The organism is Paenibacillus sp. FSL H3-0302 (assembly GCF_037982245.1).
Lineage (GTDB): Bacteria > Bacillota > Bacilli > Paenibacillales > Paenibacillaceae > Paenibacillus_AQ > Paenibacillus_AQ odorifer.
The window spans coordinates 3,477,163-3,493,596 of the sequence record NZ_CP150284.1 but is presented as its reverse complement, the minus strand read 5'-3'; the positions used below and the strand labels follow the sequence as shown (position 1 = coordinate 3,493,596).

11 protein-coding genes are annotated in these 16,434 nt (G+C 43.0%); 5 read left to right on the top strand and 6 right to left on the bottom strand.

The window, feature by feature from the left end:
• The first annotated feature begins 78 nt into the window (after window positions 1–78).
• On the top strand, window positions 79–1,575 hold the full coding sequence (locus tag MHH50_RS15460) for a glycoside hydrolase family 43 protein (RefSeq protein ID WP_076190317.1): 1,497 nt from the start codon (window positions 79–81) through the stop codon (window positions 1,573–1,575).
• 116 nt (window positions 1,576–1,691) lie between these two features.
• Here MHH50_RS15460 and MHH50_RS15455 read toward each other — a convergent pair whose 3' ends face one another.
• Window positions 1,692–2,543 (bottom strand): aldo/keto reductase, encoded by an 852-nt coding sequence (locus tag MHH50_RS15455; RefSeq protein WP_076130608.1) that lies wholly within the window; start codon window positions 2,541–2,543, stop codon window positions 1,692–1,694.
• Between the two features lie 36 nt (window positions 2,544–2,579).
• Complete coding sequence (locus tag MHH50_RS15450) at window positions 2,580–3,545, bottom strand: aldo/keto reductase (RefSeq protein WP_076307838.1); 966 nt, start codon at window positions 3,543–3,545, stop codon at window positions 2,580–2,582.
• Between the two features lie 325 nt (window positions 3,546–3,870).
• Here MHH50_RS15450 and MHH50_RS15445 point away from each other — a divergent pair, with 325 nt between their 5' ends.
• The 4 genes from MHH50_RS15445 (at window position 3,871) to MHH50_RS15430 (ending at window position 9,228) form a co-directional block, all read left to right on the top strand.
• Window positions 3,871–4,545 carry a response regulator transcription factor gene (locus tag MHH50_RS15445; protein WP_036677195.1) on the top strand — a complete coding sequence of 225 codons (675 nt, stop codon included), beginning with the start codon at window positions 3,871–3,873 and terminating at the stop codon, window positions 4,543–4,545.
• Complete coding sequence (locus MHH50_RS15440) at window positions 4,542–5,597, top strand: HAMP domain-containing sensor histidine kinase (RefSeq protein ID WP_081383288.1); 1,056 nt, start codon at window positions 4,542–4,544, stop codon at window positions 5,595–5,597. The genes MHH50_RS15445 and MHH50_RS15440 overlap by 4 nt, the downstream gene beginning before the upstream one ends.
• Before the next feature lie 119 nt (window positions 5,598–5,716).
• Entirely contained in the window at window positions 5,717–7,468 is a 1,752-nt protein-coding gene (locus MHH50_RS15435) for an ABC transporter ATP-binding protein (RefSeq protein WP_076307837.1), read from the top strand.
• The gene (locus tag MHH50_RS15430) at window positions 7,468–9,228 is read left to right on the top strand and encodes an ABC transporter ATP-binding protein (protein ID WP_076307836.1); all 1,761 of its coding nucleotides are present in this window, start codon (window positions 7,468–7,470) and stop codon (window positions 9,226–9,228) included. Before MHH50_RS15435 ends, MHH50_RS15430 begins: the two co-directional genes overlap by 1 nt.
• A 102-nt stretch (window positions 9,229–9,330) precedes the next feature.
• Here MHH50_RS15430 and MHH50_RS15425 read toward each other — a convergent pair whose 3' ends face one another.
• The 4 genes from MHH50_RS15425 to MHH50_RS15410 all read right to left on the bottom strand — a co-directional run bounded on the left by MHH50_RS15425 (window position 9,331) and on the right by MHH50_RS15410 (window position 16,364).
• Entirely contained in the window at window positions 9,331–10,893 is a 1,563-nt protein-coding gene (locus tag MHH50_RS15425) for an ABC transporter substrate-binding protein (protein WP_076130604.1), read from the bottom strand.
• Between the two features lie 90 nt (window positions 10,894–10,983).
• Entirely contained in the window at window positions 10,984–11,919 is a 936-nt protein-coding gene (locus MHH50_RS15420) for a carbohydrate ABC transporter permease (protein WP_081383287.1), read from the bottom strand.
• A 13-nt stretch (window positions 11,920–11,932) separates the two neighbouring features.
• Window positions 11,933–12,838, bottom strand: coding sequence for an ABC transporter permease subunit (locus tag MHH50_RS15415; RefSeq protein ID WP_305953568.1), 906 nt, complete (start codon window positions 12,836–12,838; stop codon window positions 11,933–11,935).
• Window positions 12,839–13,013: 175 nt separating this feature from the next.
• Window positions 13,014–16,364, bottom strand: coding sequence for a glycoside hydrolase family 9 protein (locus MHH50_RS15410; protein WP_076307835.1), 3,351 nt, complete (start codon window positions 16,362–16,364; stop codon window positions 13,014–13,016).
• Between the last annotated feature and the right edge of the window lie 70 nt (window positions 16,365–16,434).

The following is a 16,434-nucleotide window of genomic DNA, read 5'->3' as shown; positions in this document are numbered from 1 at the left end:
AAGCAATAGTGTTTAATTTTCTTAGTAGTTAAATATATTGAATTCTTATTTATATGAATTTATTAATGAGGTGGAGAAATGAAATACAATAACCCGGTCATCAAAGGGTTTTATCCTGATCCCAGCGCATGTAAAGTTGAAGACACTTATTATTTGGTCTGCAGTTCCTTTCAGTATTTTCCCGGTGTTCCGATTTTTGAAAGCAAAGATTTAATTAATTGGACCCAAATCGGTCATTGCTTAACCCGAAAGAACCAGATTCAACTGGATACTGTGGACAGCTCCGGTGGTGTATTCGCCCCCACCCTGCGGTACAATAATGGACGATTCTACATGACGACCACTAATGACACTCTGCGCCAGAACTTCTATGTCTGGACTGACAATATTTACGGCGAATGGTCTGATCCGATTAATGTAGATCAAGGCGGTATTGATCCGGATTTGTATTTTGAAGACGGCAAAACGTATTTCATGAGTAATGGGACAGACGATTACGGAGTTAATGGTATAGTCCAATGTGAAATTGAAATTGAAACTGGGCAGAAGCTGTCGTCAAGCCGTTCAATCTGGCAAGGATCCGGTGGGCGTTATTTGGAGAGTCCTCATTTATACAAAATTAATGGACAATACTATCTACTAGCTGCTGAGGGTGGAACCGAATATGGGCATATGGTTACTTATGCAAGGGGCAATTCTCCTACTGGCCCATTCGAAGCCTACCCGCATAACCCCGTATTGACTAATCGAAATTTAGGCGGTTACGAGCTTCAGGGAGTTGGACATGGAGATTTGGTACAAGACCATGAGGGGGATTGGTGGCTGTTACATCTTGGATTCCGGCAGACTGGCCAGTATCTTACCTATCACCATTTGGGGCGCGAGGTTTTTCTAACTCCGATTACCTTTGGCGAGGATGGATGGTTTACAGCAGGTCATGAAGGTACCACACTTATAAGTTTCGAGACTGATCGTATTGCGGACACAGTCATTCAGCAGGAGAAAAGAGTCTTTACGTTCGAGAACACAGATTGGAATTTAGACTGGTGTTACCTGCGTCACCCGGTTACAGAAAATTATCGGTTAGAAGCTGATAAAATAAAGCTTAAAGGAACTGCAGTTACGTTAGATATCCCGGCTACTCCGACATTTATTGGTATTCGTCAAAAAGATTTTAACGCAATTATTTCGTGCCAAGTCAGCCTTACGAATGGTGAAGCCGGAATTACACTTTACATGGACGAAAATCACCATTATGATTTGGCCTTGCGTAAACATCCAGAGGGTTATGAGATTATCGAACGGCTGAATATCGGAGATATCAAATCCATTGAAAAAACAAAAAATATAGGTCAGTGCAACCATGCTTCATTAGTTGTCAAAAGCAGTCCAACGCATTATCAATTTTATATCCAGGTAGACGGTATTGAGATCTTACTCGGAGCTGCGCAAACCAAATATCTATCCTCTGAAATAGCCGGAGGATTCACAGGTGTGCTTATTGGTTTGTACGCCACTGGAGAAGATCAAGATTATAATGCGATATTCACAAGCTTTAGCTGCCTTTATTCTTAAACCTTCAAATTAAAATGAACTGTTCAAGGCTAAGGGTCTTATAAATAAAAGAGGGGTTAACCCCTTAATTATGGTTAACCCCTCTTTTATCAAAACCAACAAGATCCTAAGAAAAATTAGATATCCAGCTTCCTTGTACTTAACGCTTTTACCATTACAGGATCTCTATGTGAAAAGAACAAGCTCTCTTTTGTGTCTAACAGCGCAATTTGTTCTATATCCTCTGAGTTTAATTCAAAGTCAAAGATATTAAAGTTTTCAATTATTCTTTCTTTCCGGACAGACTTTGGAATCACAACAACTCCTCTTTGCGTCAACCAGCGTAAAACCACTTGGGCAACAGATTTATTATATTTTTGGGCTATTGATACTAAAACTTCGTTCTGAAACATGTTGTTTTTACCTTCAGCAAATGGACCCCATGATTCAATCTGAACATTGTTTTCTTTCATGAATGCAGCACTTTCAATTTGTTGGCAGAAGGGATGTGTCTCAACTTGATTAACTGCAGGAGTTACTTCATTATGAATAATCAAATCAATCAGACGATCGTTCTGGAAGTTACTTACGCCAATCGCTCTTATTTTTCCTTCACGGTACAATTCCTCCAGCGCCCGCCAAGAACCATGCACATCACCAAATGGCTGATGAATTAAATACAAATCCAAATAATCAAGTTGCAATCTTGAAAGGGATTTTTCAAATGCTTCCTTTGTACGTTCGTATCCTGTATCTTGAACCCATAATTTCGTAGTAATAAATAGATCCTCTCTTGGTACTCCACTCCGTTTGAGGGCTCTTCCCACCGCTTCTTCGTTTAGGTATGAGGCTGCGGTATCTATCAGTCGATAACCTGACATGATCGCATCGTAAACAGCTTGTTCACATTCAGCTGCATCTTGAATTTGAAAAACCCCAAAACCAAGTATCGGCATTTCAACACCATTGTTCAAAATAACTTTTTGCATAAAAAATCCTCCTATTAGTTGATGATATAGCTCTATTTAAAAGTGTGAACTATCAATATCCATTTTAGACAAAGCTTCATTTAGACTATCTACATCTTCCTTTGTTAATTTGAGATCAGCTCCATATAGGTTTTCTTCTAATCTGTTTAATTTTGTAGTGCCTGGAATTGGAATGATATATGGTTTTTGAGCTAATTCCCACGCGAGTACGACTTGAGCTGGTGTTGCATTTTTACTTTTTGCAACTTGAGTAATTAAATCTAATAACACTTGATTATGATCAATCACATCAGGTTTGAATCTTCCCATGAAACTTCGATAGTCACCTTCATCATATTTGGTTTCCTTGGTATATTTACCACTTAAGAAACCATTTCCTAATGGACTGTAAGCGATAAAAGCAATTCCTAATTCTTCACAAAGTTCAAACAACTCTTTTTCCGGTTCACGCCACATCATGGAGTACTGATTTTGGGTTGCAGTAATCGAACATACAGCATTTGCTCGTTTCATATAATCAATCGGTGCATTTGAGACACCCCATGTATTAATCTTCCCTTCAGCTATTAAATCTTTCATTGTTTCAGCGACAGCTTCAGGTTCGACATTTGGATCCACTCGGTGCTGATAATATAAATCAATGCAATTGACCTTCAACCTTTTTAATGAACCTTCTATTTGTTCACGAATAGAATCTGGTGTGCTATTCAAAATAAGTTGAGGTTGACCGTCTACAGCTTCTTGTCCTAAAATTCCGAATTTAGTTGCAATCACAACTTGATCTCTTTGTGGTGCAAGGGCTTCGCCTACTAATTCCTCATTGGAATCTCCATAAAAAGCAGCAGTATCAAAGAAATTACATCCTAGTTCAACTGCTCTGCGAATTAATTTAACCATTTCATTACGATCTGCTGGCTTTCCATAGGCATGATCCATTCCCATACAGCCAAACCCTATTGCCGAAACTTCCAAGCCACTATTTCCTAATTTACGCATTTGCATCTGTGATCTTCCTTTCGCATGAAGTTCAGTCAAAGTTCAACGCTCGACGTAGTCTGCATTATTTTCAGCACGTTAATCCAGCTAAATTAGTTTGGGTACTATTTTAGTATGCAACAATTTTTCACAAAACAGATATCATAATAGTATTAAATCATTGCCTATTCCTCTCATTTCATTGAATCCTCCCTATGTATGAGTCACTTTATATCGACTACAAGGATTTCAAACCAAATCTTAAGATTAGATAAATATTGATTCTGCTCCCTTTAAAACAAATTCCCCACAGGTAATAATGGATACAAACCTACTATTGGAGTGAACAGTAATGATTAACATACTCGTTGTTGAAGATGATAAGCATGTAAGAAGACTTCTTGAAGCTGTTCTGAAACGCGAAGGATATGATGTTGTAACTGCTGAAGACGGAGTTAAAGCTTTGGAGGTCCTTGATTCACAGCATATTGATCTAATCATTCTGGATATCATGATGCCTAATATGGATGGTTATGAATTCGCCAAGGAAGTAAGAGATGCCGATAGCTTGGTCCCCATTCTTATGGCTACAGCAAAACAGCTGCCTGAAGATAAGAAAAAGGGGTTCCGGATTGGAACTGATGATTATATGACCAAACCCATTGATACCGAAGAAATGCTGCTCAGAATCCAAGCGCTGCTTCGCCGTTCACAAATCGCAAGTGCCCGTAAATTAGTAGTGGGTAAAGTGATCCTTGATTATGACGCATTGACAGTAACCCGGGAGGACGAGAAACAAACGCTTCCGCAAAAAGAATTCTATTTGTTGTATAAGTTGTTGTCCTATCCTGAACGGATTTTCACGCGCATCCAGCTTATGGACGAGATATGGGGCATGGAAAGTGAAAGTACGGATACAACCGTTAATGTGCATATCAATCGTTTGCGGAAACGGTTTGACGCTTATCCAGAGTTTGAACTGGTTTCCGTCAGAGGTCTTGGATACAAGGCGGTGCGAAGCCAGTGAGCAAAATAAGTAACAAGCTCAGCAACAGAATCAGCCTTCCCATCTATTTTTCTCTTATCATATTTTTCATCTTTCTTATTACCGTTGTGATTACAGGACTACTCTTCTTTCTCGCACAGGTTTTTGGTTTGTTGAACGAAGAGCTTGCCCAGGATGGATTCGTACTACCCATAATGGTATTAATCGCTTGTACAATTATCGGTACCACGATATCAGCCATCACAAGCCGGAAAATGGTAAAATCCATCCGGATATTTATAGAGGCCACAGAGCGTCTTGCCAGTGGTGACTTCTCCATGCGGCTCCAGCTCAAAAGCCCGCCAGAGTTTGAAATTCTATCAGAGAACTTTAACCGTATGGCTGAAGAGCTTGGGGGTATCGAAATTCTGCGAACTGATTTTGTAAACAATTTTTCCCATGAATTCAAAACACCGATTGTATCTATTAAAGGGTTTGCTGAAGTCTTAAAGAATGATGATCTTACTAAAGAGGAACGTGATGAATATCTAGATATTGTCATTGAGGAATCGACCAGACTTGCCTCCCTTGCTTCGAATGTACTGGAGCTGACGCAGGTTGAGACGCAAAAGATTCTGACAAACAAAATGCGGTTTAATGTTGGGGAACAAATTCGCCAGTCTGTGCTTTTACTGGCTGCCAAATTTGAGAAGAAGCACCTGAAGCTGAATGTTAATATTCAGGATTATGAACTCTCCGGCAATAAAGAGCTTTTAAATCAGGTTTGGTTAAATTTATTGGATAACGCGATCAAATTCACTCCTGAGCATGGTGAAATTGAAGTTAAGATGAAGAAAAACGAAGATAACCTGGTGATTCTAGTTCATGACTGCGGAAGCGGTATTCATCCTGAGGCTCTTCCCAAGATATTCGATAAATTTTATCAGCAGGATACTTCCCACTCGACTGCAGGCAATGGACTTGGATTAGCAATTGTTAAAAAAATCATTCATCTACACCATGGAACCATTTCTTGCGAAAGCATTCCATTACAAGGAACCACATTTACAGTTACGATTCCGATTGGAATGTAGTACGAGCCCTGGAGAACCTCATCGTTCTTTCAGGGTTTTTTTATTTTTCAGAAAAGTTAACTTTCAGTTTATCTTCTTTCGTTATCATTTAAGCAACGCCACATAAAGGAGTCAGATGTATGGTAACTATACTTAAGTACTTAAAACCGAAGGAATGGGCCCTAATCGGTATCAGCATCCTATTTATTGTCACACAGGTATGGCTGGATCTGGAATTGCCCGGTTATATGAGCGAGATTACTCGTCTTGTACAGATACCAGGGAGTGAAATGAGCGAAATCATTGCAGCCGGAGGCTGGATGTTGCTCTGTGCCCTCGGCAGCTTAGCCACATCAATTATAGTGGCAGGGATCGCCGCTAAAATTGCCGCCAACTTCTCTTCAAGATTACGCTCCAAATTGTTTGATAAGGTACAGTCTTTCTCTATGGAAGAAATCAACAACTTCTCTACAGCTAGTTTAATTACCCGTTCAACAAATGACATTACACAAGTGCAAATGCTGATTGTCATCGGTCTGCAACTGCTGGTGAAGGCTCCCATCCTTGCCGTTTGGGCAATGCTCAAAATTACAGGCAAGAGTTGGCAGTGGTCGCTTGCTACCGGTGTCGCCATTGGGGTATTGATTCTTATTGTCGGCATAGTGATCGTGCTAGTGCTTCCGAAATTCCAAAAATTGCAGCAACTGACTGATAATCTTAATCGTGTTGCAAGAGAGAATCTTACCGGCCTTCGTGTCATTCGTGCGTATAATGCGGAAAGTTACCAGGAAGATAAATTTAGCGTAGCCAACAGCGAGCTTACCCGAACGAATTTATTCGCCAATAATGTACTGTCCATGATGATGCCAAGTATTTCTCTGATTATGAGCGGTTTAAGTCTCGCAATATATTGGATTGGTGCTATTTTGATTCAAAATGCCAATGGTACGGCGAAGATGGGCTTATTTTCAGATATGATTGTCTTCTCATCCTATGCGATGCAGGTGGTTATGGCATTCATGATGCTGATCATGATTTTTATCCTGATGCCTCGTGCCCATGTATCCGCTAAAAGAATCAATGAAGTGCTGGATACTAAGCCAAGCTTAGAGAACGGATCACTTACTTCCTCCAAGGCAAATCGGTTGGGTGAGGTCGAATTCAAAAATGTCAGCTTTAAATATCCGGATGCAGAAGAATACGTTATTAAAGATATCAGCTTTACGGTGAAAAAAGGAGAAACTGTAGCCTTCATCGGTTCAACCGGATGCGGAAAAAGTACCGTCGTGAACCTGATTCCTCGCTTTTATGATGCTACAGCAGGTGAAGTGTTGGTGGATGGTATTAATGTTAACCAATATGAGCAAACTGCACTGCGCAATAAAATGGGATATGTATCTCAGAAAGCGATTTTGTTTGGCGGCACGGTGAGCTCTAATGTTGCTTTTGGCGATAATGGCAGTGATCTGTCCTCTGATGTTGTTGATGCCATTTACACCTCTCAAGCTTCAGATTTTGTTGAAAAGATGGAAGGAAGCTACGAGGCTCATGTCTCTCAAGGCGGTACGAACTTGTCTGGCGGTCAAAAACAACGTCTTTCCATTGCCCGAGCCATTGCCCGTCGTCCTGAAATATTAATCTTCGACGATTCCTTCTCAGCGCTTGATTATAAGACGGATCGCAAATTGCGAAGTGAATTGAAGAAAAAATCCAGCGGTACAACGATACTAATCGTTGCCCAACGGATCGGTACAATCAAAGATGCAGACAAAATCATTGTACTGGAAGCCGGACGAATGGCAGGCATGGGAACACATGATGAATTGATGCAGACCTGTGATGTCTACCAAGAGATTGCTTACTCACAACTTTCAAAGGAGGAGCTAGCTTAATGAACAAAAGCAAAGAGCAACTCAACACGTGGAGCAAACTTCTCCACTATTGCAGAAAATATATCCCTGTAGTTCTTATAGCTATTATTAGTGCAGCAATCGGTACGGTTCTGACTCTGCTTGGACCGGATAAGCTTTCGGAGATGACAGACTTGATCACGGCCGGCCTCGTCACCGGAATTGATATGGAAGCAGTAACTTCTATCGGCCTTTTCCTTGTATTTATCTATATCCTTAGCGCTATGTTATCTTTGGTACAAGGATTAATTATGTCCGCAGTTACGCAAAAGGTCTCCAAAAACTTAAGAGCCGATCTCTCACGCAAAATGAACAAACTTCCGATCTCTTATTATAATAATTCTACAACCGGTGACATCCTGTCCCGGGTTACCAACGATGTGGATACGATCGGGCAAGCTTTAAACCAAAGCGTCGGCACACTGGTAACTGCCCTTGCCCTCTTTACGGGATCCATCATCATGATGTTCAAAACAAATGTGATCATGACTATTACGGCGGTTGTTGCAACTATCATTGGCTTTGGCCTCATAGCGGCAATTATGAAAAAATCCCAAAAGTATTTTCAAAGTCAGCAAGAATACTTAGGGAAAATCAATGGCCATGTGGAGGAAGTATATACAGGACATACTGTAGTGAAAGCCTACAATGGTGAATCGCAAATGCGCAATACATTTGAATCCCTGAATATGAATCTTAAAGATAGTGCATTTAAAGCGCAGTTCCTCTCCGGTCTTATGATGCCGATTATGATGTTTATAGGCAATCTAGGTTTTGTGGCCGTTTGTGTAGTTGGTGCTGTACTTGCTATGAACGGAACGATATCCTTTGGGGTCATTGTAGCCTTTATACTGTATGTCCGTTACTTTACACAACCGCTCTCTCAGATTGCTCAAGCCGCACAAAGTCTGCAATCGGCTTCCGCGGCAAGCAAACGTGTCTTTGAGTTCCTCGATGCTGACGAAATGGACAATGAAAGTCATAAAGAAAGACATCTTAAAACTGCTGTGGGCAAAGTTGATTTTGAACATGTGCAATTTGCTTATGAAAATTCAGATAAACTTGTGATTAAAGATTTTTCTGCAGAGATTAAGCCTGGGCAAAAAATTGCTATAGTCGGCCCTACCGGCGCAGGTAAAACTACACTGATAAATCTTCTAATACGGTTTAATGAATTAAAGGGCGGAGAAATATATATTGATGATACCCCCATCAGCAGCTTAACAAGAGAAAACATCCATGATCTATTCTGTATGGTCTTGCAGGACACCTGGCTTTTTGAGGGCACTATCAGGGAAAATCTAGTGTACAACAAAACAGGTGTAACCGATAAAGAAGTTGAAGATGCTTGTAAGTCGGTAGGCTTGCATCATTTCATTCAGACCTTAAGTGCCGGTTATAATACCATACTAAATGACAAAGTTAATTTATCCACGGGCCAAAAGCAACAGCTTACGATCGCCCGCGCGATGCTCAAAAATGCACCAATGCTCATCCTCGATGAAGCTACAAGCTCAGTCGATACAAGAACAGAGCTCTTGATTCAGCAGGCAATGGATAAGCTCATGGAGGGAAGAACCTCTTTTGTTATTGCGCATAGACTCTCAACCATTAAGAACGCCGATGTGATTCTGGTTCTGAAGGAAGGCGATATCCTGGAAAGCGGCAGCCACGAAGAACTACTTGCCAAAAATGGTTTTTATGCGGAGCTTTATAATAGCCAATTCGACCAAGCCTCTTAAAGCCTAGTTGACACTGTGAATTAAATAACGAAAGTCAAAAGGACCTACTCATTGTTTTTATCCAGAACAATGAGTAGGTCCTTTATTTGCTATGAACACATATCATCTACTGGCAAGGAATTCATCAAGCTGTTTTTGCTTTTCAGCAATGACTTTATCTAGGCCGGCCGATTTTTGGGCGGCGATAAATTTCGGCAATTCTTTGTCCAGATCAACCGAGCCGGTCTCAAGCATCTTTTGATATTCTCTTAGAACGTTTGCTAGTGCTCCGACTTCGGATTTGACTGGCTCGCTGTCAAAGGTGAAGCCCAGTGCCGGCGATGATTTAGCGCCTTCGTTGAACTTTTTGAACTGCTCCCACTTGTCTGGAGCTTCCGAACTCCAGACATAGTTCAGGAATTGATTTCCCAGCTCCCAAGCGACGCCCGGTGCGTACTGTCCTGACTTCTCTGTCTGCGTCATAACATTACCATTAAGTGTAAAGTGTGTACCTTCAATACCGAAGTTAAGCAGATTAATAATTTCTTGATCTGTATGAAGCAGGTTAATCAGCATCATGGCGCGTTCCGGGTTCTTAGACGTTGATGAGATGGCTAACATGGCGCCGGTAGTCTCCGATGTGGCGACCGTTTTACCTGTTAAAGTAATTTGTGCAAGCTTGCCATCAAGTCCTGTCGCGGATGCGATTTCTTCTGCTTTGCCTGGCTTAAGAGGTTCTACAGTGGAAAATACATTGCCCGTCTTATAAGCATCAAGGGATGACGTTTGGGAAGTGGCCGCATCTTTGTTAAGATACCCCTTCTGGAAGAAATCACGGGTTACTTTTAATGCATTTAAGTATTGTGGATACTCTTCGGCCGGTTTGACTGTCGCTTCCGTGCCATTCTTATCGATAGCGCCAGGTATCGTCGTATCACCTAAAAAATCCAATTCCACAAAGGAGTGAGAGGCGAACGTGCCACCCGTTGTATACAGCGGATACATGGTTGGCTTCTTCTCTTTAACGATCTTATAAACGGCATCTAAATCTTCGATTTTTTGCACTTTACTCATGTCGATGCCGAGTTCATCGGCAATGTCCTTCCGGTACACAATGCCCCCTGACGATGCCAATTCTTTATTCGTAGGGACTGCATAATTTTTGCCGCCGATTTTGGAGCCATCGAGAAAAGCTGGATCCAAGCTATCCTTAATGCCCTGGCCATACTGATCGAGCAAGGGACCGAGATCTAAGTAAGCACCTTTGGCAACGTTCTTTGCATACCCGTTCCATGAGGCTGTAAATAGAATGTCTACGGGCTCTCGAGAAGCGATGATGAGGTTAGTCTTATCATCCCATGCTCCCCAATCGATTGGTGCGATATCTACTGTCGCGTTGATTTTTTCGGTCAAGATCTTGTTCAGCGCTTCCTCTACGATAGCCTCGTCCGCCTGTGGAGCTCCTTCGTAGACCAGCTTTATTTTATAAGGCTCCAGCTTCGAGGGCTCATTGGATGTGTTATCGGTGGTTGAGTTCGCTGATGAGCTCGGTGCGGCGCTTTCTTTTCCGGCATTATCTGGTGTAGCGTTGTTCGAGTTGTTTGAATTGCCGCAAGCCGTAGTGGCTAATGCTGAAATAAGCATCAGTGTGAGAAGCAGTGAAGCCTTGCTTTTCGTATCCTTCATTTTCAAGTAATCCCCCCATAAAATAGAATGATATGCTAAACCATATACTGGTTTTAGCCGTTTCCGTGCCCACGTAAGTGATCGGCAATCTTAACCTTTAACGGAGCCTACTGTCAGACCTCTGATAAAGTATTTCTGGAAGAACGGGTAAGCAAATACGATAGGTCCAACACCTACAACCACCATCGCCATACGCACGGTTTCACTTGGGAAGTTGATCATTCCGCCAGCTCGGGTAATTTCAGCCATCGCGTTCGGGTTACTGGATAAGTACTGGATGTTGACCATCATCTTGTAAAGAAAGTACTGCACGGATATATTGTGGTTGTCTGTAATAAACATTAGGCTTAGGAACCAGTCGTTCCAGTATGTCAGTGTTTGGAACAGTGCAACGGTTGCCAGAACCGGCAGAGATAATGGCAATACAATTCGGATAAATATCCGTAGCTCCCCTGCCCCATCTATTTTTGCTGACTCCAGCACAGCTTCAGGTACGGTCTCCTTAAAGAAAGTGCGCATGATCAGTACCCAGAATGCGGACATGATCAGCGGCATGATCAGTGCCCAAAGTGTATCTTTTAATTCCAGCATCTGTACGTATACCAAGTACCAAGGGACTAAGCCGCCGGAAATCAGCATCGTTAGAAAAACAAAAAATGTAAAATACTTTGCCTGCGGAAAATTATTCCGTGAAATGGGGTACGCATACAGAGCTATTATGATGACACTTAATATCGTACCTATCACCGTGACGGTTAGTGAGATTCCATAGGAATGAACGATTTGACTGATATCTTTCATTAGGAATCGATAGGCTGCCAGATTGAAATTTTCGGGCATAAATCGATATCCGTGTGTCATAACGGACTGCTCATCGGAGAACGATACCGAAAGAATCAGCAAAAGCGGTAGGATACAGAGCGCCGAATAGATGACAAAGAAGATGTTGATGAGGGTTGACGCCCATCCCGACAGCTGATTCTTTGGATTGGACCCAGATAAGGATTTACTCATTGTATTGGTCATAAGGGCTCCTCTCTTAGAACAGCGCGTTCTCGCGGTTAAAGCGGCGAACGACCCAATTAGATACAAAAACCAAGATGAAACCAACGACTGATTGGAACAGGCCTGCTGCTGAGGAAAGTCCGATATCCCCAACGGTCAGGAAGGTGCGGTAGACATAGGTATCGATAACGTTTGTCACAGGGAACAATGCCCCCGATTCACGTGGCACTTGGAAGAATAGGCCAAAGTCGGCATTGAAGATCCGGCCAACCTGCAGCAAAGTCATAATCGTGAGGACAGGCATGATCAAGGGAATCGTGATTTTCTTGATCTGCTGCCACTTGTTTGCCCCATCAATTGTCGCGGCTTCGTAGTACTCCTCGTCGATACCAATGATTGCTGCCATGTACACAACCGTGTAGTACCCCATGTTTTTCCACGTGTTAATGATCGGCAAAACGATCGGCCACACTTCTTTCGTGAAGTACCAGCGTACGGAATCAAGACCAAGCGCCGGCAGCAACGTGCCGTTGAAGTATCCTCGCTCGTCGCTCATGAACCCATACACTAAGTACGAGATGACGATCATCGACAGGAAGTATGGCAGGAACATGATCGTTTGGTGTAGCTTCGAGAGGAAGCGGTTTTTCATCTCGTTAAGCATCAAGGCGAACCCTAGAGGAAGCGCCATGTTCAATACAATAAACAGCGAATTATAAAGCAATGTGTTGCGAATGATGATGTACGAATCCTTCGAGGCAAACAAATATTCGAAATTCTTCATCCCTGTCCATGGGCTTCCCAGGATTCCGTCCTGGTAATTGATTGTTTTAAAGGCAATAACGATCCCGAACAAAGGGATGTAGTTATTTATTACAAGCAGAACGATTCCCGGCAGCATCATTGCGTAGAACATCCAGTAAGTACGAAGATTCTTCACGATGGAAAAATTACGTACAGTACGTATTGGTTTCCTATTTGTAGGAAGCGGCATAGCTTTCAATAGAGTTGTTGCACTCCTTTCACTGTCTTACACACTCCCCACACCGTTGTTTAGGCGGTAATGGGGAGTTCAGGTTTTCACTATTGAGCCGTAACGTCAATTGTGACGTTACTTATTGAGGTTCTGTTCCCCACTGAAGAGCGCCTGCGATATAGCCAGTTGTATGGCTCCAATCGGTGTAAGTCGAATCGGTCGGATCGAAGGAGTAATCTCCCGTCTGCGTGTAGTTCGTCCAATCGGTCTTGTTCACGCGGATCTGAAGCTCAATGCTGGCTCCAGCTGCCAAACTTCCGGCTCCGCTCGTAAAGCCGATTTCCAGATAATGATCAGCTCCTGTCAAAGGAGCCGGCAACTTGACGAAGTCGCCAGTTACGTTGCTACTGCCGACAGTGGACCAATCGCACCAGAAATTCTGGTCCTTCTCCCCATCGATCGTGTAATAATAATGAAGCTTCACATCGGACAGATTGATGGCAGTGGTACCGGTGTTCTTCAGCTTTATCCGAGGGCTCAACGAATTGCTCGTTGCCGTAACAGGAGAATTGTACTGCTGCACTTTGATAGAACCACTTTCGGCAGTGGGGGTATCGACCACGGAGACCGCAAGATTCGCACTTACTCCTTCGCTAAAGTTGAACGTCAGCGTCGTTGTTCCCACCGGTTGGGCAGCCAGATATGCCTTCTGAATCGTCACTGTCGTGCCTGATACGGTGTAGTCCGTACCAGCAACTAGGGCAGTCGTGCCATTATTAATGCCGATGAGTGTGTTATCGTTCAGCGTCAAGGTCACCGGAATGTCGGTCTGATTCGCGGTTTGCTTGTCAAAGGCAGCGGTCGTCGGACTGATCGTCGAGTTAATAACCGACGAATCGTTCACAGCAACGGATAGCGTAGCAGATGAACCGGCGTTAAACAGGAAAGTGAGGTTCGCCTTGCCGATTGGCTGCTGAGCGAGATAGCTCTTGTGTAGAGTGACCGTGTTGCCCGAAACGGTATAGTCCGTGTCCACAACGAGAGATGTCGTACCGTTCTTAATGTCGGTGAGCGTGTTGCCGTTCAACGTTAGAGTCACCGGAATATCAGCTTGATTTGCTGTTTTCTTATCAAAGGCAGCAGTCGTTGGACTAATGGTCGAGTTGCTGCTATTTCCGGTTGCGAATGCGGCAATGAATACCAACCCTGAATTCCAATAAACGGTATGTTCATTTGTAGTCCATTCTTGGAAGTTATCGGTATAGTTTTTGGCTGCAAATCTTGATATCTGGTTTCCTACGGTTATGTCATTGGAGTATTTATTCGGTCCTCCGACAAGATATCCCTTAGGTACACCAGGTAATCCATCTGTTCTATACATGATGCTGAACGGATATTTCACGCTGTTATCACCGTAACCTGATACAAAAGATACGCCGACCGGGTTCTGGCCAAGAATCCAGTCTAACTGACTATTGTTAATCTCATTAATGATAGCGCGGTTGCTCTCAAAAGTTCCCAGTAACTTCGTACCGATGATCATTTCCATCGGTGTGTCCGCAACCTGCATGGTGATTCCCCAATAGTAGTTACCATCTTTTATGATGCTTTTCCAAGGGCTATCGTTATATCTGCTCACTTTGTCATTGAACCATTGCTGGAATTTATCCGAATACCAGCTTAAGACTCCGGAGTCCGGATTAGCGGCTTTCAGATAACTGAAGAAGCCTGTATTCCAGGTGTTTGCCCAACCACTGGCGAAATCAAGGGTATCCTCAAAAAATATTCCCATATCGGTGTAATTCGCCAGGAAATAATCATTGTATTCGGCATCGCCGGTCGATCGGTACAGGGAGCCTGCAGCCCACAGACGATTCGAAGCGTCATCCGTCACATCGTAAGGCCATCTGCCCGTGTTAGGCGTCCGAATATTTTCCGGATGTGCTTCCAGGTACCCCCATGCGTCTATTGCCGCATCCAAGCAACTTTGGGCAAAAGCCGGATCAATATTCTGATAAATTAAGTAGGCATGTGCCAATACACCGGCTGCGGTAGCTGTATCGGCGGTCGTTTTGATATCAGTCCGCGAGCTTACCGTATCCTTATCGATAATTTCTCTGTCTACCATATTGTCGTCATCCTGAAAGGTCACTCGCGCATAGAAACCGCCAGTTGCAGCATCCTGCATTTTGAGCATCCATTCCAGTTCCCACCTTGCCTCATCCAGGATGTCGGGAATGCCGTTTCCGCTCTCAGGAATATTAAATTGATTGTCTGTAAATTTCTCCGGCATCATTTCATAGGCCCAGAAGAGATCCGACAAGGCTTTGGCTCCTGCGTTAACGTACTTGCCTTTATCGCCCGCATCGTACCATCCCTTGGAAACATCTTTTTTGATGGAAGGGTTGGACATTAAAGGTACTGCGGTGTCAGGAGTAAAATCTGTTCTTTGATAATTTTGAGTGTATGGGCTGGTAATATTAATCCCGGTTCTCTGGTAATAGAAGTATCTCGTTACGTCATTTAAAAAGGGTTCATAGATTTCGTTAGCTTCGCCGATAGTGAACTTGGGCGAATTCTGAAGACCCTGCACTGAAACATAATATTTTCCCGGAATCGTTAAATTTGTGAAATCGGCGGTAAAAATACGCTCCCCGCTATCGATAGCATCATAATTTTTGGTGAGTACAAGCGTTCCGGAGTAAGCTGTCGAATTATTTGTGGCGTTAATAATGTTAAACGGAGTACCTGCATCGACCGTGAGCACATCCTCAAAACCGGTTACAAGCGCTTGCTTTACTCCATCTACGGGATACCCTAATTGATTGACCTTGATGGGGGCGTACTCTTTCTCCTTATCGGGAGACGTAACCCTAATGTCATTAAGCCACACTTTTAAAGGTTGAAAACCATTATTCTTGATGGATAATGCATCTATGGAAGATACATCAATTCCTTGGGAGACCTGAATTAGATCCTTTAACGGGATCTTCACATGGGTCCAACTTGTAGTAATGTTGACGTAGTTGTTAATGTTTACTGTAGTGGTAATTTCATTGCCGGCAGCTCTTTCGAATACCCGGTCTTTGAAGCCCAGTAAAAAGGACTCTCCGCCCGCATTTCCTTTGATATTAAACTCAAGGAATCCATTTGGATGATAAGAGGTAAAGTCATATGCTTTCCAGCCGGCAACCGTAATTAAAGCGTTGTACCAGGAAGGACTGGTAGGCGTCTTCGCATTCAACAATAATGAAGGCAATCCATTGTACATTGCTGTAGAATCAATGGGAAGCTTGCTGTTCTCCGTCTCCAATCCAAACCCGCTATCTCCTGCCCAGCCGTCGGATATATTACTGAATATTTGGTAATCTAGTAAGTCTCTCCACCCTGCAGGCGCTTCGGGGGTTGCCGCATTAGTCTTGATCGGATTTGAAAAAAAGATAGTCACAAACATAGTTAATGCCAGAAACACGCTTACTTTTTTCCTCATTACCTCTCCTCCTAAAAAGTTTTGTGAGCATAAACTGCTTCGCTCCGCTTCATACAAAAATCAGTTCGAA